This window comes from Pseudomonas sp. Y39-6 (assembly GCF_023651955.1).
Classification (GTDB): Bacteria; Pseudomonadota; Gammaproteobacteria; order Pseudomonadales; family Pseudomonadaceae; genus Aquipseudomonas; species Aquipseudomonas veronii.
In genome coordinates this window covers 2,591,213-2,610,266 of record NZ_CP069594.1, presented here as the reverse complement: position 1 = coordinate 2,610,266, position 19,054 = coordinate 2,591,213, and the positions used below count along the sequence as shown (strand labels likewise).

Genomic DNA, 19,054 nt, shown 5'->3' with positions numbered 1-19,054 from the left:
ACGTTGCCCTCCTCCGGTATAGAACTTCATTTCGATACCGAGGTAAGGACATGTCTATTCACGTAAAAAACAACATTCATTGGGTCGGCCAGCGCGATTGGGAAGTGCGCGACTTTCACGGCACAGAATACAAATGCCATCGAGGTAGCAGTTACAACAGCTACCTGATCCGGGAAGAAAAGACCGTACTGATTGATACCGTCGATCATAGGTTCAGCCGGGAATTCATACAGAACCTGGCGATGGAAATAGACTTGAACACGCTGGACTACATTATCATCAATCATGCGGAGGAGGACCACGCGGGAGCGCTGACAGAGTTGATGGCACTGATACCCCATACGCCGATCTATTGCACCGCCAATGGCGTGGACTCGATCAACGGTCATCACCATCATCCAGAGTGGAATTTCAACGTCGTACATACCGGCGATACCTTGGATATCGGCAATGGCAAACAGCTGATTTTCGTGGAAACACCAATGCTGCATTGGCCGGACAGCATGATGACGTACTTGACTGGTGATGCCGTACTGTTTAGCAACGACGCCTTTGGCCAACATTACTGCGACGAACACCTGTTCAATGATGAAGTGGATCAAAATGAACTGTTCGAACAATGCCAACGCTACTACGCCAACATTCTCACGCCATTCAGTCGCTTGGTCATTCCCAAAATTACCGAGATCCTCGGTTTTAATCTGCCGGTCGATATGATTGCCACTGCTCATGGCGTGGTATGGCGAGATAATCCGACGCAGATTGTGCACCGCTACTTGGAATGGGCGGCGGATTATCAAGAAGACCGCATCACGCTGTTCTACGACACCATGTCGAACAATACACGCATGATGGCAGACGCCATCGCACAAGGCATTTACGAAGTCGATCCAGGTGTAGCGGTGAAGATCTTCAACGTCTCGCGCCACGACAAAAATGAAATCTTGACCAATGTATTCCGTTCAAAAGGCGTTTTGGTCGGCTCATCCACCATGAACAACGTCATGATGCCAAAGGTAGCCGCCCTCCTGGAAGAAATAACCGGGCTGCGTTTTCGTAATAAAAAGGCTTCGGCGTTTGGCAGTTACGGCTGGAATGGCGGAGCGGTAGACCGTATTCAGACGCGCTTGATGGATGCGGGTTTTGAAACCACGTTGGCGCTCAAAGCCAAGTGGCGACCGGACGGTGACTCGCTTGAGGTTTGCCGCGCCCATGGGCGCGAAATAGCCATGCAATGGGCGTTGAATCCACCTACACACGCATGTCTCACGAGCCCCGCAGTCACGGCAACTGCCCCGGTAGAAGCGATTTCGGACAGCGGCCCGCGCATGCGGTGCAGTGTCTGTCAATGGTGTTACGACCCTGCGATTGGCGAACCTATGCAAGACGTGCAGCCCGGTACCGCCTGGTGTGACGTTCCTGATTACTTCCTGTGCCCTGAATGCTCAATGGGCAAATCGGTGTTCGATGAGCTTGCTGCGGAGGCGAAATGAACAAGGAAATTGTCATTGTAGGCTCTGGCTTCGCAGCTCGTCAGGTCGTCAAGAACTTGCGCAAGCTCGATGCAGCGGTGCCCATTCGGTTGCTCGCCGCAGACAGTTGCGACGAGTACAACAAGCCTGACCTGAGTCACGTCATCAGTCTTAATCAGACCGCGGACGACATGACTCGCCAATCTGCGGTGGACTTTGCCGACATGTATGGGCTGACCCTTAATGCTGATCGCCATCTGACTGCAATTGATCGCCTGAACAAGCGTATTAGCGTGGGTAACGAAACCATTAGCTACGACAAACTGATTCTTGCCATGGGCGCACAAGCCATAGTTCCCGCGATTCCCGGGCACGAATGGATGGCGACACTGAACAGTCAACAAGAATACCGTCATGCGCAACATGCTCTGAGAGCGGCGCAACGCGTGTTGATATTAGGGGCAGGCTTAATTGGCAGTGAACTGGCCATGGATATGAATCGGGCCGGAAAGCTGGTGACACTGGTGGATCAAGCCTGCAGCCTGTTAGCGTCGTTGTTGCCTGTCGAGGTGAGTAGCCGCCTGCAGCACCGGTTATGCCAGATGGGCGTGGAAATGGTATTCAACCAGTCTTTAGAATCCATTGAAAAGAAAGACGATAGCCTGTTGGCAACCCTATCCAATCGCCGGCAAATTACCACCGATGTGATCATTGCCTCTGTCGGGTTGAAGCCCAATACGACAATAGCAACGCAGGCTGGACTGCGGGTGGATCGTGGGATTGACGTTGATGATTGCATGCGTACATCTGATCCACACATATTCGCCATTGGCGATTGCGCGCAAATCCAGGGCAAGCTATTGCCGTTTCTGCAACCTATTCAATTAAGCGCCATGACCTTGGCGCGTAACGCACTCGGCGGCAACGAGCAAGTGAAGCTTCCGGCGATGCTGATAAAGATCAAGACCCCGGAAATGCCGCTGCACCTGGCCGGAGAGACCAGCCGTAAGGACTTGCAATGGCAGATCAGCCTTGAGTCACAGGGCTTGGTAGCCAAGGGGCTTGACATGGCAGGGGGGCTGCGGGCGTTCGTCGTTAGTGAAGATCAAATGAAGCAGGCTTTTGCATTGTTGCGGCAACTTTAGTTGTCAGGCCAACCAATCGCACTGAGTGTTTTTGTTCTTTCCCAGCTTATCGATGCCGGTCTGCAATCACCAGATCGGCTTCAAAAAAAACAACAGATCATCTCGGCTAATTGAGCCTAGCGCATGCCACCACCATGCATCTTTCCTTCAGCTAATTCAGACGGTGTGAAAAAACAGTTGGGTTCAATGGGCGAACTCCTATCGGCAATTGATCACTCCTGTCATTACACCAGCCATTGAATTCAACACCCTGCGCTCGCCTGAATTTTAGCTCCTTAAAATAACCGACGGCTGCAAAATTTAAATTTATACCATACGCCATTGATTCCAACCCTTTGAACAACCACAAACTTTCAGCACAAAATCCGAAGCGAAATTTGAGTTACGCTAGCATCCAACCCACTGAATTATAATTATATTTTCGGCAAAAAACCTTGATCCTGGATGATGATTTTGGGAGACATTGACAAAACTAACAAATCGTACCGAACATCGAGCTTCGCTAAAATGTCACATATCTGAACGACCAACTGCAGCGATCCCACCATAAAAGTGAATGCCTCAGTCGAGATACTCAGAAATCCCTACAGAAGTTTATTGAAAATCTCGGAGCCTCAACTACACTTTCCACTGCATCCGAAGCTGACCCGCGCGGATGCTGTATTGATTGATTAAAACGATACAGATTACTGACAAGCGGTACTAGCAAAGCACACCCAGATGAGGAAATAAAAAATGAAGAAAAAACTTATGCATCTTTTTATCCTTGGCACTTTGCTGAACCTTCAACCAGCCCAAGCCGTTGATGGCGAAGCACTGTTCAAGAGCAAACCCTGCGTAGGCTGCCACATGATCGAAGCGAGACTAGTCGGTCCTAGTTATAAGGAGATCGCAGCTAAATATGCCGGACAAGCTGATGCCTCGGCCACCCTGGTAAAAAGCATCAAGGAAGGTAGCTCTGGAAAATGGGGCGCCGCGCCAATGCCGGCCAACCAAGTAACCGACGAAGAAGCGAAAACGTTGGCAGACTGGATCTTGACGCTCAAATAATTTTTGCTAAAGCAAGGTACCGCAATCCGACCGCCAATAAAATCGCAGAAGTGGGTCCAGCTCTCTTCTGCGAGTCGGTTCGGTAAGTTCCTCAGACAGCCCTACTCAGGGAAGCGGCTCAGTTACAGCGCAGGCGTTTGCTGTAAAAGCGTTAAATCGATGTCTTCAAATCGCAATACTCTGCCATCCTGATCGCTGGCCAGCTTGCGCGCGGCGGCCTCCTCGGAAAATGACGCCAGGACCACACCCATGGAACCTTTGAGCCGGGTCCCGACGACATAGTAGGCTTGGGTGGCATCGATCAAGTAATGGTCGTCGGGCTTCTCCCAAGTACTTTTGCCCATGTCGTGCACATACAGTTTCGCCTCAGTGAGGTGATTCTCTGGCTGAAGCCACCAGCCAAGCATTTCTGCGGTGGAACAGAACTTCTTGACTGAACCTTTTGCCACGACTTCACCCTTGGGGCCCGGGAAGTCGGCGATCACCATGCCGCAGACATGACACTCGTCGCTCTGATGGAAAGCCACCGGCGCAAGGGTTTGCTTTTCTTCTGCGCGATCATTACAAGCCGCCAACCCCAAACAGATAATGATGACCAGGGCACGGGCTCCGATCAGGTACAGAGTGTTCATCGCAATAGCCTCGAGCGTAATGAATCAAGTCAGCCGACGGCGAAACATCCAATAAGCCAACAACAGCAAAGCGCCAACCCAGAGCAGCAGGCATAGCCAGAGCAGCGAAATCGACACCGGTAAATCACTGCTCAATGCCATGAGGCCGATGGCATTACCGCTGCCCTCGAAACCAGAGAGATTGATCAGGCGATAGATATCAGTCGGGTTGAGCAGCAGAAGCCACGGTAAGAGGTCCGGGTTGAACCGGCCCTTGCTGAGCACCAGCAACGCCAACAGCGCCAGGTCGAATACCAATACGAAGAGAAACCACACGCCCAACGCCATCCCGGCGGCGCTGGATTTCTCGCCGGCCTTGCTGCTCAAGACATAAGCCAGCGCCAGGAAGACCCAACCCAGCAGCGTGGAAGACACCATGAAGCGACCGAACGCCCAGAGCAGCAGCCCCAACTCGACGTCATCGACCAGCAAGGCGATGGCCACCGCGGCGCAACCAAATCCAATCAAGGTGGCCAAGGCCAGAATCAGTCCATGACCGACAAACTTGCCCAACAGGATCTGGCCACGACCCAACGGGTAGGTCAACAGCAGCATCAGCGTGCCGCCCTCCTCCTCCCCGACGATGGCATCGTAGGCCAGCAGTAGCGCTATCAGTGGCATCAGAAACGTCGCCAGGCTGGCGAGGCTGGCGATGGTCGCCGGGATCGAGGTGAAACCCACTTGCCCGGATGCCGCCGCGCCAAGCCAGGCGATTCCCACCGCCAGAACGGCGAACAACAGACTGATTGCCAGCAGCCAGCGGTTACGCAGGCCGTCGCTGAACTCCTTGGCGGCGATACTCCAAATCTGCGTCATGAATGAGTGCCTTCAGTGGCGGCGCTTGCATGACTCATGTAATAGCCGTAAAGGTCCTCAAGGGACGGTTGTAGGATGTCGATATCCTGCGGTGGGTCCTCGTGAAACAACTGGCGCAGCAGATCGACTTTGTGACCGTTGATCGCCATCACCTCGACTCCGTTGCCCTCCATCGCACTAGCGATGTGTCCAGCGGCCTTCCACCGCTGCAGCCACTGCTCGCGTTGGGCCAGCCCACTGACGCGAATACGCGCCGGCAAGTCAGCCTCCTCACGCAGGCTGGCCAGACTGCCGATCGCCCGCAAGCAGCCATTGGCCAGGATGGCCGCACGATTGATATGCGCTTCGACCCCCGCCAACACATGGGAACAGAGGATGATGCTGGCGCCCCGCTGACGCAGACGGTCGATCAACACGTAAAGTTCTTGGGTGGCGATAGGGTCAAGACCCACCGTGGGTTCGTCCAACAGCAACAGGCGAGGTTCACCGAGCACCGCCTGGGCGAGCCCCAGACGCTGGCGCATGCCTTTGGAGTAGGTTTTCACCCGCCGGTCTGCGGCGTCGGCGAGACCGACCTGCTCCAGTAGCTCGTCCACTTGTGTCAACGCGGCGCCTTTGAGGCGGGCGAAATAGCGCAGGGTCTCGCGACCACTGAGTTGTGGGTAGAACGTCACATTTTCCGGCAGGTACCCCAACTGGCGACGCACCTCGGCTTGTGCAGGGCGGCAACCGAGTACATGCACCTGACCGGTACTGGCCTTGAGCAGTCCCAGGATCAGCTTCATCACCGTGGTCTTGCCGGCTCCGTTATGGCCGAACAAGCCCAGCACCTCACCTTCGCCCAGGCTCAGGGTCAAGTCGCGCAGCACGGTCATGCTGCCGTAGCGCTGGCTGACCCCTTCAATGTCGACTGCGTTCATAAGTTCGGCTGCTGTGTCTGGGGCATGGTCGGAAGATTCATCAACGGATAGCTGTCCTTGACCCCCGGCGACTTGGTCACCGGGAAACTTTGCTGCACCCAGCGCAGTAGTTGAATGCTCGGGCTATTCATCAACAGACGGACCTGCGGGTACAACCAGAGCAGGCGGTCAACATTGTCATTGGGCTCATAGATCACGTCGCCAATCCCATCGTTATTGCGATCCCAGCCCAGGTAATCACTCCAGTAATTACCGTGACCGTCGGCCGACCACTCCTGCGTGCGGGTGGCGACGTATTTGACCTGCTGCTGGTTGTCGACGAAGGCGTTGTCGGCAATACGGTTGTCTTCGGAGCCAGCAGTGAGGTGAATACCCACGGCGCTGCGCTCGAAATGGTTGTGTTCGATGACATTGAACAGCGAGTTGTAGATGAACAGCGCCTTGCCCTCGGCACCGCTGACCATACCGCCGTCGGCGGAGCCGCTGCGCACGTCGCTGACGAAGTTGTCGCGCAACTCGGAATAGGTGATGTAGTTCATCAGGATGCCATAGTTCTCGTCCTGCTCGGAACGGTTACCAATCACCATCAGCTTGCGGCTCTGCATCAAGGCATAACCGGTGCGTGTCCGGCGGGTGGTGTTGCCGAGCAACTGGTTGTCGTTGGCGTACATGTAGTGCACGCCATAGCGCAGGTCTTCCAAAGTATTGCCCTGCAGCAGGTTGCCGTTCGAGGTATCGATGTAGATCCCGTCCCGGGTCTGTCGCACGTGATTACCGATAACCTTGGCGCCGTGCACGGCATACAGATGAATCCCATTGCCGCGGTCTTGGGAGCGAATGCTCGGGTCGCCTTCAATATCGTTGTCAATCAGGCTGACGTCATGTGCCCTATCCACCCATATACCAAATCCCGGCCCGTTCATTGTATTGTTGCGTATCATCGCACCTGTCGCTTGAGGGTCGATGAAAATCGCAGCGTTCATCGCTGTCATGTCGCGCCCCCAGTTGAGCAAAGTACAGCCTTCGACGCGCACATCGGGCGCACTGATAAAAAGCACGTTCCCAGCACCTTCAGCGTCAAAGACCGCACCTTTATCACAAACTATCTGCATAGATTGCTCAATAGTAAATTGGCCTTTGTACTCTCCTAAAGGAAGTCTCCAGCGGTTGGCGCCCTCTGCATGCATTAACAATTCAGTGATGGGCCGAGGCGACGAATATGCGAGGGACGTTAACATCAATGAAAATAGAGTTAACGCCCATCGCTTCTTGAACGAGAGATGCCTAGACACTGCATTTTCCTTCTTGGCAGCGCGGGGGCCCGTTAAACTCGCTCGACTTTCATACGCCCAACCATTTCCATGTGCAGTGCATGACAGAACCAACTGCAGTAGTACCAATGCAGACCGGGCTTGTCAGCAATGAAAGTTATCGAGGATGTTTGTTGCGGGCTAATCTCCATACTTACACCATGATTAGTCATGACAAAGCCGTGAGAGACATCCTCAATCTTATCGACATTAGTTATCGTCACAGTAACCTCATCGCCTTGTTTTACGGTAAATTCTTGCATTCCATAGGCAGGGGCCATAGAAGTCATATAGACACGAACTTTCGTGCCCTCTCGGACAACCTTGTTATCAGTCTCCAGTTTAATTCCGTCCTTCGCAGCGATAGCCACGGTTTCTGCAAAAAACGGATCGTTGCGGTCCCAGATCTTTTTTGTCCTGATCTGGTCTCTACGGGCCATGACGCAGTCATGTGGTTCGGCGAAGGCCGGGCCGTCGTGCACCAGCTTCATCTCCTCGCCGGAAATATCGATCAACTGGTCGTTTTCCGGGTGCAGCGGACCGGTCGACAGGAAGCGATCCTTGGAAAACTTGCTGAGCACCACCAGCCACTGGCCGTCGGCATCACGGGTTTCGGTCAGTGACGCATGGTTGTGCCCGGGTTGGTACTGCACATCGAGTTTCTGCTTGATGTAGTTGACCTTCTCGCCCTTGTAGGCGCGGATCGCCTCTTCCATGTTCCATTTCACTACCTGGCTATCGATAAACAAGGTGGTATAGGCGTTACCGCGGCCGTCGAAGGTGGTGTGCAACGGCCCCAGTCCCAGTTCAGGCTCACCGACTACCACGTCCCGTGGGTCTTTGAGCTTGTTATCAAATAAATCGTCGAGCTTGGCAGTTGCAATGATTGTGCATGTAGGCGAGAGCTTGCCGTTGGCGATGAAATATTTGCCGTCAGGCGAGGTATTGAGCCCATGAGGATTTTTCGGCACAGGGATATAGCGGGTAAATTCAGAATCCTTGCCGTCGCTTTTGCGCCCATCGACCACAGGGACCTTAGAACCGTCCAGGGTGATGAACTTGCCGGCCTTGATCGCCGCTTCGATGCGAGGGATGTTGAACACCACCACCCAGTCGCGCTCGTTGCGCATCATACCGCCCAGGTCGTAGGCCTTCTCGGAGTTGTAGCAGGTGCTGGCGGCGTATTTGCCGGTGTAGTCAGCGTCGGTGTTGTCCAGGTTGCCGTCGACGATCACCTGGAAGGCCATCTCCATTTTCTCGGCATCGACAGCGTTGAACATTGTGAAGCTGTTCTTATCCTGCAAGTCGAAGGTGCTACCGTCGTTGGGATGCGGAATAACGAACTCAGCGTTGGCGAACACATACTGAGTATGGGGCACCTTTTGCAGCCGTAGGCCATGGATCGCCTGTACGTTGGGCACAGTAAGCATCTTGTCGCACTTCATAATGTCTAGGCGAATGCGCGCGATCCGGGAGTTGGCCTTGTCATTGATGAACAGGTACTTGCCGTCGTACTTACCGTCAGTCATGGACAAGTGTGGATGGTGGCAATCGCCATTCATGAATCTTGCGCTATCACCCAGTATCCGCTTGCTTTCGTTGGTCAGCCCCCAACCGGTGGCAGAGTCGACGTTGAATACCGGTATGCGTAACAACTCGCGCATCGATGGAACCCCCATGATCCGCACTTCGCCCTGATGGCCGCCGCTCCAGAAACCGTAATACTGGTCCAGTTCACCCGGCGCCACGTGAATTTTCGATTTCGCATCCTTAGCCGCAGCCGCCCAGGATTCGCGGGTGAAGACCACGCTGCCAAGTGCCGATGCACCGGCTAGCGAAGCGCTGGCAAGCGCACTGGTACCGAGAAAACCGCGACGGCTAAGGCCGGGCGATTTAAATTCCTGCGTTGCCTCCTTAGGTTCATGATCAGCATTCGTTTTGTTGTCAGTCATGGTTGCTGCTCCATTGGATGCGGGTGAAAAAACAAGAATCGCAATGTTTCGTCCAGCTTAGATATTCATGGCTTGAATACCTGCACCACCGGAATCAACTCAGTGTGTTCTGGCACCGGCGCCGGTTTGTCCCGCGTCTTGCGCTTATTCTTGAGCACCAACGGCGGGCATTTGTTTTCGTTGTGGTAAGTCATCTGGCAATCCAGACAGTAATGACACTCGTTGACGTTGATATGACCGTTCGGGTGAATCGCCTGGATTTCACATTCCTTGGCGCATAGTTGGCAGGGCGAGCCGCATTCCTTGCGTCGTTTAAGCCAGTCGAACAGACGCAGCTTGCTAGGAATGGCCAATGCAGCGCCCAACGGGCAGACGTAGCGGCAATAGATCTTGCGGGTAAAAATGTTGATGATCAGCAGCCCCACTGCGTAAGCCACAAACCACCATTGGCGGTCGAACTTTAGGGTGATGGCGGTCTTGAACGGCTCCACCTCAGCAAATTGCTCGGCAGTAGTCATCGACTCAAGCGAGATGCCGAACAGCACTAACAAAACGATGTACTTCACCGCCCATAGGCGCTCATGTAATGCAAAAGGCAGCTCATATTGGGGAATCTTCAGCTTGCGGGAGGCTTCGTTGATCAACTCTTGCAACGCGCCGAAGGGACACAACCAACCACAGAAAACTCCTCTTCCCCACAGCAGAATACTGGCGGCGGTGAACGTCCAAAGAATGAACACAATCGGGTCGGTAAGAAACAATTCCCAACGGAAGTTATCGAACAGAGCATGGGCGAAGGTCAGTACATTAACCACAGAAATCTGCCCCAGCGCGTACCAGCCGATGAACACGACGGTGAACATCAGGTAAGCCCGACGTAACCAGTGGAGAAAACGCGGGTATTTGGTGAAGGTGTCTTGCAGGAACAAGATAATCATCAAGACAGCCAGTGCCGTGCACAGAACCCCGATCTGAAAGGCTTTCTGATACCAGATATTGACCCATGTCGGTCTATTGGCAACCTCGATGGCTTCCAGCTCTTGAGCGGTGGGTGGCGGACGCAAAAGGTATTGTTCAGGCAATTGGTAAGGCAGCTCGAAGCTGCTGAAAGTGCCACCGACAGCGCCGGTCTGACGACGCACTAGCAACTCCAAGGTCCAGGGCGATCCTGGATCGAACCGGACGGGTTCACGAACAATGAAAATGGACATTTCATTGAACTCGGGCATGCCCGTTGCGAAAACGTCGGACAAACGTTGATGGTCCATGTCGCGAAAGCTGATGATGTTGCCGAACTGACGCAATTGCACCCTATCGAAAATTCCTCCTCGCACATAACCGGAGCCCTTGTAGGAATAGAGGCCACGACCCAGCACTACGATGGCGTGCTCACCTGGCTTGAGGTCCTGCATCAAGAAGCGATATTGATTATCGCCCAGCAGGTTTCGTCCAATGGCGGGCGGGTTTAGATCAGCGGTGTACAGTTCAATGAAAGTATCGTCTTCCTGTCCGGGCGGCGCATTGTCAACCCCCTCGGCCTCAGTACCCTTGAACGCAGCGTCGACTTGTCCGCGGGTAAGGCTCAACCGGCGGATTGCGCCATTGCCGGTCAGTTGCTCCCAGGTGGCAGGCTCAAAAAAATCTTCACGCACGGCAGCAGGTTTCTGCTTAACACCGCTGTTGTCCTCGATCAGTTTCAACGACATCGCCACTTTATGTGCCGCGCGCATGATGATTTCATTCACCACCATGGCGGTTACTGTGGCTCCAGCAATCCCGTCAACTGTCACCGTCTCTGGATCGCTGGAACGACCCACGACTACCCGTCGATCAGCTTTGATGCCCTTGTATTTATCGTCAAATGCGTGGAGCTTCGCCACGGGAATTCCGATTAATAAAATTGGCTCATGGTGTTCCAAAACATATGCATCCAGTATTACGCCTTGAGTGTCAAGAATGACCTGCATATTAATGGGCTTACCCGAATATGCGGGTATATCTACGACATCTTGGCTTTGGAATACGTAACCTTTGATTTTTCCTTCAGACTTTACGACGCGCACCTTAAACTCATCCACCGGCGCGGAAATATCTACATTACCTGCAAACACTTTGCTGATGCGCTGCTGCTCTATCCCACCGTAATCCTTTGCTTGCAAAGTAACAAAACTAATGACTAGCAATACGCCCACGAATAGCGCCAAGCGGCTGAAAAATAGAATATATTGTGGATTGGATTTTTTATAATTTTCCATGTGAAAATTGCGCCATCCAGTTTACTTAAGTAAAAAAACACGCTTTACAACCGAGCTCTTCCACTCTAACCCTGATTGACCCTAGACTAGATACATGAACATTACAAGTTTGCAGCTTTACAAGCTAGAGATCTTGAGGGCCGCCATTCACAAATATAAAACCATTTATGATACAGCGGGTTACCGATGCTACAGGTGCTCCGTCAAAAAAAGCACTCATAACACTCAGCGACCGCTTCTGTATGGCAACACGTGAACATTAAAATCAAGAACAAATTCGAATAACGCTTATCGCTTTTTTGACTAAGGCGAAAAACACCTCCGGCTTGTAGCCCGCTCCTCCGAGCCATAAGCCGCTTGACTTACCGCGCCCAAGACATTTCGTGGATTAAAAGCGCTTGTGCCTAAGATACCGAATCAAGACCCATCTGACGATTAGAAAACAGCTCTTAGCCAGCCTAAGATCATAGTCGATGATGTTCGTAAAGAAACCAGACCGAAGCCATGCGCGCTGACCATGAGGTATTTTTTGTTGCATGGAAACTAACGACGCACTCACATACCGAACAACGTTCGAATTTAACTGCACAGCCAAAGCTGCTGCCCATTTGGGGGCTAGCCTGAATCGTCAGGGTGAAGGGTAACGCCGGTCTTTGGCGTAATGTAACCAGTCATTTCGCGCGCGACGGTAGGCTGTTGTCCGTCCCTCGGGCGAACAAAACAACAACCAGATTTTCCAGAGCAATCACACGAACCCGAAGATGAACCCACCCAGTATCCGGCAGTTCAGGAATCTCATAACCCCCTGGTTGGGAACGCTTTTGCTGCGTCTTTGGCATTCCAGTTCTAAAACGCCATCCTGAGTTCTTGTGTAACCACCGACGAGTCGGTCTTGTCTTGAGGTATGAGTGTTCTCTGATCGGCTTTTTGATCCGCTCCAGCTACTTTAGGCAACAGTTCTGACTCGGGCAACAAAGCCTAATGAAGTGCGCCGAATACGGCAGGTAGAAGTTTTCAGCTTGGAAGGTCGACGGTAGACTGAAGGGGTAAATACTTCCTCATTTAGCTTCTGTGACTGCCTGCGTACGTCTTTTATGCCATAACGACCTTTAGACTTGTCGAAATCGTAGGTTTACTCCGAAATCGACACTAGTAGGCGGCCACTACTGGCTCGCGCATTAGCAAGGTGCTGGCGTAACTACTGGTGACCCCTGCCCGGGTGTAGCGTTCCCTGGAGCCATTGTCATGAAAGAGACCAGACATCGGCCACAAAATATCATAACGCCATCATACTGTTGCTCATGACTGAATACCATGCGCCTCCGCCCTCAATAGAGTTACGCTGATCATTTGCTCCCCCCCGATTGTTTAAATTTCTTCTGTGCGACCGGGACCACGAATGGTTAAAAGTTATTAAATTTCTTGACAGCCATACGAAGTCCACTACCCTTAAAAACATTCATTTTCACTACCTGGTCCATCGCAAGCAAATATGCAGCGCTTGGTATCGGTAATAACTAGTAGCTGTTCTAGGCTAGTCGAATCCTGACCTCGTACAACTCGTCAATGCAGCAGAAGTCGAGGTCGGCTGAGCGTAAATCTGCTGTGCATGCGCCTAACGCTCCTCCTGTTGATTAATACCCAACCGACAAAGCGCTTTTCCGGGAATGTTACAACTGCACTTTCTACTCGGGAGACAGCCGTGCAAAAAGCTTTGAAGATAGTCAGCTATGCCGTGCTCGTGCTGATGGTCAGCGCGGTCGTTTATGCCAGCGTTATCGGCATCACCTATTGGACGGGTATCGGCGTCTAGGGAGTTCGCAATGAACAAACGCCAGACACGCTCGTTCGCGCTGATATCGACGGCCATCGCCGCCGTTGTGTTTCTCGGCATGACGGTTGATAGTCACCGGCAGTTTCCAAAATTGACCAACGCTCAACAGATCACGCCAGAAGTCACTCGCGGCAAGGATGTATGGCATGAATACAATTGCATCAATTGCCATACGTTGTTTGGTGAAGGCGCGTATTACGCTCCAGACCTTACGAAAATCACCCAGCAGCGCGGCACCCCATATCTCACCGCGTTCCTCAAAGACCCCTCAAAATTTTATGACGAGCAACGTCATCGCCGGTTGATGCCGAACCTAGAACTCAACGACGAAGAAATCGCGGCGTTGATCGCCTTTATGGATTGGGTGAGCAAGGTCGACAATCAAGGCTGGCCACCGCGGCCGATCCTGGTCACCGGCACGTCGATTCCCGGCATGGACCTCACCGTTGCGCAACAGAACGTCGCCAGTGGCAACCAGCCACCAGCCGCACGCCCGGTGTCCGGCAAGGAAGACCCTATCGCCTTGGGCGAGGCGCTGTTTCGAACCACTGCCACGCCGGTATGCAGCGCTTGTCATTCGATTGCACCGGGGGTCAATCTCGCCGGACCGACACTGGCCGGGTTGGCTGCTCGGGCCAAACAGGTCATTGCCTCGCCCGACTACAAGGGCAAGGCCAAGGACGTCGAAGGCTTCATCCGCGAGTCCATCGTCACGCCAAGCGCCTACCTGCATCCGGGCGACATGTATTCCGCCAATGGCATGTCCTTCATGCCGGACACCTTCGCCAAATCGCTAACACCCGAACAGATCGATCAACTGGTCGCCTATCTGGCGTCGTTCCAGTAATCAAAGGGGATGACCATGCGTTACAGATCTCAATCCGTCGCTTACTGGTACTTCGCCGTCGCCATGGCGCTATTCGGTCTGCAACTGGTATTCGGCTTGCTCTCGGCGGCCAAATACCTCGGACCGGATCCCCTGCTGGACGTGTTGCCCTTTGATGTCACCAAGGCGATACACACCAATCTGTTGATCGTCTGGGTGCTGACCGGGTTCATGGGGGCAACCTACTGGATGGTGCCGGACGAGTCCCGTGGCGAGTTGCACAGCACCAAACTGGCGTATATCCAGCTCGGGTTGTGGACGGCCATGGGCGTCACCGCCGTGCTGGGCTATCTGTTCGGTTATGGCACCGGGAACAAATTGCTCGAACAACCGCTGCCGCACAAGATCGTGATCGTGATCTGCATGCTGATGTTTCTCTACAACATCGGCATGACCATCAAGAAAGCCGGGCGCTTCACTGCCACCGAAGGCGTTCTTTTGTTGGGGCTGGCCAGTGCCGCCGTGCTTTATCTGCCGGCGCTGCTGCACTATGAAAACTACGTGGTATCGATCTACTACCGCTGGTGGACGATTCACCTGTGGGTCGAAGGTGTCTGGGAAATGATCCAGGGCGGCTTTCTGGCCTATCTGCTGATCAGACTGTCCGGTGCTGATCGCGAGGTCATGGAGAAGTGGCTGTACGTGATTGTCGGCCTGGTTTTCATTGCCGGTATCCTTGGCACCGCCCACCATTATTACTGGATCGGCGTCCCCCATTACTGGCTTCCATTGGGCGGTTTCTTCAGTGCACTTGAGCCTATGGCGCTGGTCGGTATGGCGATCTACGCCTACAACGCCATGCGCCGCTCCGGCCTCTCTCATCCCAACAAACTGGCCTTGCACTGGACCATGGGCAGCGCCCTGTTCACCATGTTTGGCGCTGGCCTCCTCGGTCTGGCTCATACCTTCCCCGACGTCAACAAATGGACCCATGGCACCCTGATTACCGCAATGCACGGCCATGCGGCCTTCTATGGGGCCTATGCCATGATAGTCCTGGCGATGATCACCTACGCACTTCCAGGCATGACCCGTCGTCCCTCGGAAGAAAGCAGTATCGGTTATTGGGCATTTTGGCTGCAGTTGGGAGGGATGTTCGGCATGACCCTGTCATTTGCCACTGCGGGCATTGCTCAGGTGTACCTGGAACGCATTCTCGGCATGGGCTATCTGGATGTGCAGTTGAAGATTCAGGTGCATTTCCTGATGCTGGTGGCGACGGCGTCGATGTTCAGCCTGGGTGTCGGGCTGTTTATCTTCGATTTTTTCCGCCATGCGCCGCAATTCAATGTCGATGAAGCCGATCCGGTTCTGGTGCCTCGTGCGTCGGGCGCAGCGTTGTAATGGATCGTTCGCGAATGCAGCAGAACCTGTCGGCCGCAGAATCCACGCCGCAGCAAGGTGAACCCTATTACCAGCCCAGCGGCGACGAGGTGGCGATCTTCGATCAATGCCATGCACAGCAGCTGGCTGTCATGCTCAAAGGACCCACCGGGTGTGGCAAGACCCGTTTTGTCGAACACATGGCCTGGCGTCTCAAGCGCCCGCTGATCACTATTTCCTGCCATGACGACTTGAGTGCCAGCGACCTGGTCGGGCGCTTCCTGATCGGTCACCAAGGTACCCACTGGACGGAAGGCCCGCTGACCCGGGCGGTGCGCGAAGGCGCTATCTGTTACCTGGATGAGGTGGTCGAAGCGCGGCAAGACACCATTGTCGTCCTGCACCCGCTGACCGACCACCGACGCATTCTACCCCTGGACAAAATCGGCGAAATCGTTGAAGCCTCGCCACACTTTCAATTGGTGGTGTCCTACAACCCCGGCTACCAACGAATACTCAAGGATTTGAAGCCGAGCACTCGACAGCGCTTTGTGGCGCTGGATTTCGATTTCCCGCCGGCCGAGCGCGAAATCGCCATTGTCATCCATGAAGGTGGAACCGACTACGCCATCGCCCACGCGCTGGTCACCCTCGCCCAGCGACTACGCGCCCTGCAGGACCGGGGCCTGGCGGAAGTCCCCAGTACCCGTCTGTTGATTGCCACTGCGCGACTGATTACCAGCGGCATTGCTGCGCCCATCGCCTGTCGGGTCGCGTTGATCTCGCCGCTGTCCGACGACGCGGTACTGGTCGCTGCCATGCGCGACCTTGTCGACCTGACATTTATCTAAATGGCCGAAGCCGAGGACCTCATTACCGATGTTGCACGCCACGCGACGGTGTATGCACAGGCATTGTGGCGTCGTCACCGCCCCCCCTCGGAAACTGAAAAAATCGTCACCCTCGGGGATGTCGCACAACACCTCGACTTGCTGATCAAGGCAGTGTTCAACACCCACTATTCGCTGCGCGTCGCGCAACCGCCCTCGCCCCCTACGCTGTTGAAGAAACTTTTTGTGCGTCACGAAAAGCCGTGTCAGCAAAGCGCCGTCCCAGCGACCGATGGCGTGACTATATGGCTACCGCAGGATTTGGGAAGCAGCGAGAATCCGCCCACCCTGAAGCGTTATAGAGCCCTGGCCTTGCAACAAGCGATGCGCGCCCAACGAGGCAGTGCAAACGCCCTGTCAGCCCTCGACAACCCGATGCAGCGCAGCGTCTATCTACTTCTCGAAGCTTGGGCGGCTGATGCGGATTTGATACGCCTGTTGCCGGGATTGGCGCCCTCGATCCATGACTTGCGCCAGCATGCCCTGGCGACCCGCCCGCCGCTTCACACCTTTCCCAGCCAGCGACAACCCCTGGAAAACTTCCTGCGTTTACTGCTGAACAATGAATGCGGCGCGCCTCTGGAAGAGTTGGCGACCCCCACCCACACCGCCGATTCGCTGCAACTGTCGGAAGCACTCGCGCAACGTCTCCTCCTCTGCGAAGAATCTCACGGGCTCGGCGCAGACAGGCTTCTCCTTGATGCCTGGACCGGCGACCTGCGCGAGCCGTCGGCGGGTCAGGAAGTCTCGCCCCCGCCCGGTGAAGTCGACACCGACGATGCCCTGCCACGCAGTGCCCGCCTCACACGTCAGCCCACTGCGCGCGAGGCCTGTGCCGATGAGGACGACGATCAGGAACAAGGCCTATGGATGGTGCAACCCGCCGAACCGCTGGAAAAAGCCGAAGACCCCATGGGCATGCAGCGCCCGACCGACCGGGATACCGATACCCCTGCGGCTGATTTCGCTGAGTCTTTGTCCGAACTCAACGAAGCCCGGCTGGTGGTGACGGCAGGTCGCCCGAAAGAAGTGCTGCTGTCCCTCGACCCGCCACGGACTCGATTTCAGCACCGTGCACAGGACCTCGCAACCCACGCGATCAGCTATCCCGAATGGGATTATCACCACCAGGTGTACCGTGATCCGGGGGCGACCCTGCAACTGTGTCCTGTTCGGGAAGGCCCGCAGCAATGGGTCGAGCGAACCCTTGATGCTCATCGTCCGGTGCTGGATGCCATCCGTCGGCAATTCGAAAGTCTGCGGGCCCAACGCGTCAGGCTACGCAAACAATGGGACGGCGACGAAATCGATCTGGAAGCGTATATCGACGCTTGCGCCGAGGCCCGCGCTGGCCTGAGCATGCCGCAGGCGCTGTATCAGACCCAGCGTCGTGGCCGTCGCGACATGGCGATCATGTTGCTGATCGACGTCAGCGGTTCCACCGACAGCTGGCTGTCCTGCCATCGTCGGGTCATTGATGTCGAGCGCGAAGCGTTGCTGCTGGTCTGCCTGGCGCTAGAGAGCCTGGGCGAGCCCTATAGTGTGATGGCGTTTTCCGGCGAAGGGCCGCAGCGGGTCACGATCCGAACTCTGAAAGCCTTCGATGAGCTTTACAGCCTTGAAGTCGGTCGGCGCATCGCGGCTCTCGAACCGGAACGCTACACCCGGGCCGGCGCCGCCCTGCGCCACGCCAGCACGTTGCTGATGCGCGAAGCTGCCACGCACCGTCTGTTATTGCTGATCTCCGATGGCAAGCCCAACGATGTTGACCAGTATGAAGGCCGCTACGGCGTCGAAGACATGCGTCAGGCCGTAACCGAAGCCAAGCTCCAAGGCATCTATCCCTTCTGTTTGACTATCGATCGCCAGGCGGCGAACTACCTGCCAGCGGTATTCGGCTCGCGGCAATATGCCTTGTTGCACAGACCCGAGTTGCTACCCAGTGTGCTGCTGGACTGGATCAAACGACTGGTATCAGCGTGAACGAGAGACGCCCGCCAAGGTTTTTTCATGGCAGGCGATTTTCGGCTCATGACTGAGTTTCCCGTCAGTGGGGAGATGACTTCATGACTGCGCCTTTTCCTGATTCCATTGGTGACGCACACAATAGCTTCTAAACCTAATCTTTGAATGCAGGGCAAGCTTTGTCGCACAGGCCAGGCCGCTCAGTGCTCATATTTCCGACAGCTTTCGAAATCTCACTGCACGGTCGACGCTGTTGACCATTTGGGATGCGGCATGAATCGTCAAAGGGTGCTGGGTAAAACCCGGTCTAGGCCTAATGTAGCCAGCCATTTCCCGGGCGACCGTAAGCTGTTGATCCGTCCCTTGGGCGAGCAACGCGATAACCAGATTTTCCAGAGCAATCACACGAACACGAAGGTGAACCAACTCGGTATTTGATAATTCGGGAAGCTCATGAGTGCCTTGGGTGGGAAAAGCTTTTGATGTGTCTTCAGTGTCCCATCTCGAAAGCGTCATCTGAAGTTGTTGTGCAACAACCGACGATGGGGTCTTGTTTTTAGGCATA

General features: G+C 54.6%; 14 protein-coding genes. 7 read left to right on the top strand and 7 right to left on the bottom strand.

Going from position 1 to position 19,054, the window contains the following annotated elements:
* Positions 1-50 precede the first annotated feature (50 nt).
* The 3 genes from norV to JN756_RS12075 all read left to right on the top strand — a co-directional run bounded on the left by norV (position 51) and on the right by JN756_RS12075 (position 3,667).
* Entirely contained in the window at positions 51-1,493 is a 1,443-nt protein-coding gene (gene norV, locus JN756_RS12085; RefSeq protein WP_013692881.1) for an anaerobic nitric oxide reductase flavorubredoxin, read from the top strand.
* Positions 1,490-2,617, top strand: coding sequence for an NADH:flavorubredoxin reductase NorW (gene norW / locus JN756_RS12080; protein WP_013692880.1), 1,128 nt, complete (start codon positions 1,490-1,492; stop codon positions 2,615-2,617). Before norV ends, norW begins: the two co-directional genes overlap by 4 nt.
* 735 nt (positions 2,618-3,352) lie before the next feature.
* Positions 3,353-3,667 carry a c-type cytochrome gene (locus JN756_RS12075; protein ID WP_013692879.1) on the top strand — a complete coding sequence of 105 codons (315 nt, stop codon included), beginning with the start codon at positions 3,353-3,355 and terminating at the stop codon, positions 3,665-3,667.
* A 122-nt stretch (positions 3,668-3,789) separates the two neighbouring features.
* Here the strand turns inward: JN756_RS12075 and JN756_RS12070 are convergent, their stop codons facing one another.
* The 6 genes from JN756_RS12070 to nosR all read right to left on the bottom strand — a co-directional run bounded on the left by JN756_RS12070 (position 3,790) and on the right by nosR (position 11,591).
* Complete coding sequence (locus JN756_RS12070) at positions 3,790-4,299, bottom strand: nitrous oxide reductase accessory protein NosL (RefSeq protein WP_013692878.1); 510 nt, start codon at positions 4,297-4,299, stop codon at positions 3,790-3,792.
* 24 nt (positions 4,300-4,323) lie between these two features.
* The gene (locus tag JN756_RS12065) at positions 4,324-5,154 is read right to left on the bottom strand and encodes an ABC transporter permease (RefSeq protein WP_057447878.1); all 831 of its coding nucleotides are present in this window, start codon (positions 5,152-5,154) and stop codon (positions 4,324-4,326) included.
* Complete coding sequence (locus tag JN756_RS12060) at positions 5,151-6,074, bottom strand: ABC transporter ATP-binding protein (protein ID WP_013692876.1); 924 nt, start codon at positions 6,072-6,074, stop codon at positions 5,151-5,153. Before JN756_RS12060 ends, JN756_RS12065 begins: the two co-directional genes overlap by 4 nt.
* Complete coding sequence (locus JN756_RS12055; protein WP_156395608.1) at positions 6,071-7,312, bottom strand: nitrous oxide reductase family maturation protein NosD; 1,242 nt, start codon at positions 7,310-7,312, stop codon at positions 6,071-6,073. The genes JN756_RS12060 and JN756_RS12055 overlap by 4 nt, the downstream gene beginning before the upstream one ends.
* An 86-nt stretch (positions 7,313-7,398) precedes the next feature.
* Positions 7,399-9,336, bottom strand: a complete 1,938-nt coding sequence (nosZ, locus tag JN756_RS12050) for a TAT-dependent nitrous-oxide reductase (protein ID WP_057447876.1) — start codon at positions 9,334-9,336, stop codon at positions 7,399-7,401.
* A 65-nt stretch (positions 9,337-9,401) separates the two neighbouring features.
* On the bottom strand, positions 9,402-11,591 hold the full coding sequence (gene nosR / locus JN756_RS12045; protein WP_169850842.1) for a transcriptional regulator NosR: 2,190 nt from the start codon (positions 11,589-11,591) through the stop codon (positions 9,402-9,404).
* Positions 11,592-13,414: 1,823 nt separating this feature from the next.
* Here nosR and JN756_RS12040 point away from each other — a divergent pair.
* The 4 genes from JN756_RS12040 to JN756_RS12025 are packed head-to-tail and all read left to right on the top strand — an operon-like array spanning position 13,415 to position 18,507.
* The gene (locus JN756_RS12040) at positions 13,415-14,272 is read left to right on the top strand and encodes a c-type cytochrome (RefSeq protein ID WP_013692872.1); all 858 of its coding nucleotides are present in this window, start codon (positions 13,415-13,417) and stop codon (positions 14,270-14,272) included.
* 15 nt (positions 14,273-14,287) lie between these two features.
* Positions 14,288-15,655, top strand: a complete 1,368-nt coding sequence (locus tag JN756_RS12035; RefSeq protein ID WP_169865737.1) for a cbb3-type cytochrome c oxidase subunit I — start codon at positions 14,288-14,290, stop codon at positions 15,653-15,655.
* Positions 15,656-15,669: 14 nt separating this feature from the next.
* Positions 15,670-16,485, top strand: a complete 816-nt coding sequence (locus JN756_RS12030) for a CbbQ/NirQ/NorQ/GpvN family protein (RefSeq protein ID WP_013692870.1) — start codon at positions 15,670-15,672, stop codon at positions 16,483-16,485.
* Positions 16,486-18,507: a nitric oxide reductase activation protein NorD gene (locus JN756_RS12025; RefSeq protein WP_057447873.1), complete on the top strand. Its 2,022-nt coding sequence runs from the start codon at positions 16,486-16,488 to the stop codon at positions 18,505-18,507.
* 189 nt (positions 18,508-18,696) lie between these two features.
* Here JN756_RS12025 and JN756_RS12020 read toward each other — a convergent pair whose 3' ends face one another.
* The gene (locus tag JN756_RS12020; protein ID WP_013692868.1) at positions 18,697-19,053 is read right to left on the bottom strand and encodes a hypothetical protein; all 357 of its coding nucleotides are present in this window, start codon (positions 19,051-19,053) and stop codon (positions 18,697-18,699) included.
* Position 19,054: the final 1 nt, after the last annotated feature.

What these genes read in the sequence shown, in the direction of transcription:
- JN756_RS12035 (WP_169865737.1), top strand. Translation starts at nt 14,288, where the DNA reads ATGCGTTACAGATCTCAATCCGTCGCTTACTGGTACTTCGCCGTCGCC.
- JN756_RS12060 (WP_013692876.1), bottom strand. Translation starts at nt 6,074, where the DNA reads ATGAACGCAGTCGACATTGAAGGGGTCAGCCAGCGCTACGGCAGCATG.
- JN756_RS12055 (WP_156395608.1), bottom strand. Translation starts at nt 7,312, where the DNA reads ATGTTAACGTCCCTCGCATATTCGTCGCCTCGGCCCATCACTGAATTG.
- JN756_RS12020 (WP_013692868.1), bottom strand. Translation starts at nt 19,053, where the DNA reads ATGCCTAAAAACAAGACCCCATCGTCGGTTGTTGCACAACAACTTCAG.
- JN756_RS12025 (WP_057447873.1), top strand. Translation starts at nt 16,486, where the DNA reads ATGGCCGAAGCCGAGGACCTCATTACCGATGTTGCACGCCACGCGACG.
- JN756_RS12030 (WP_013692870.1), top strand. Translation starts at nt 15,670, where the DNA reads ATGCAGCAGAACCTGTCGGCCGCAGAATCCACGCCGCAGCAAGGTGAA.
- norV (WP_013692881.1), top strand. Translation starts at nt 51, where the DNA reads ATGTCTATTCACGTAAAAAACAACATTCATTGGGTCGGCCAGCGCGAT.
- JN756_RS12075 (WP_013692879.1), top strand. Translation starts at nt 3,353, where the DNA reads ATGAAGAAAAAACTTATGCATCTTTTTATCCTTGGCACTTTGCTGAAC.
- JN756_RS12070 (WP_013692878.1), bottom strand. Translation starts at nt 4,299, where the DNA reads ATGAACACTCTGTACCTGATCGGAGCCCGTGCCCTGGTCATCATTATC.
- JN756_RS12065 (WP_057447878.1), bottom strand. Translation starts at nt 5,154, where the DNA reads ATGACGCAGATTTGGAGTATCGCCGCCAAGGAGTTCAGCGACGGCCTG.
- norW (WP_013692880.1), top strand. Translation starts at nt 1,490, where the DNA reads ATGAACAAGGAAATTGTCATTGTAGGCTCTGGCTTCGCAGCTCGTCAG.
- JN756_RS12040 (WP_013692872.1), top strand. Translation starts at nt 13,415, where the DNA reads ATGAACAAACGCCAGACACGCTCGTTCGCGCTGATATCGACGGCCATC.
- nosR (WP_169850842.1), bottom strand. Translation starts at nt 11,591, where the DNA reads ATGGAAAATTATAAAAAATCCAATCCACAATATATTCTATTTTTCAGC.
- nosZ (WP_057447876.1), bottom strand. Translation starts at nt 9,336, where the DNA reads ATGACTGACAACAAAACGAATGCTGATCATGAACCTAAGGAGGCAACG.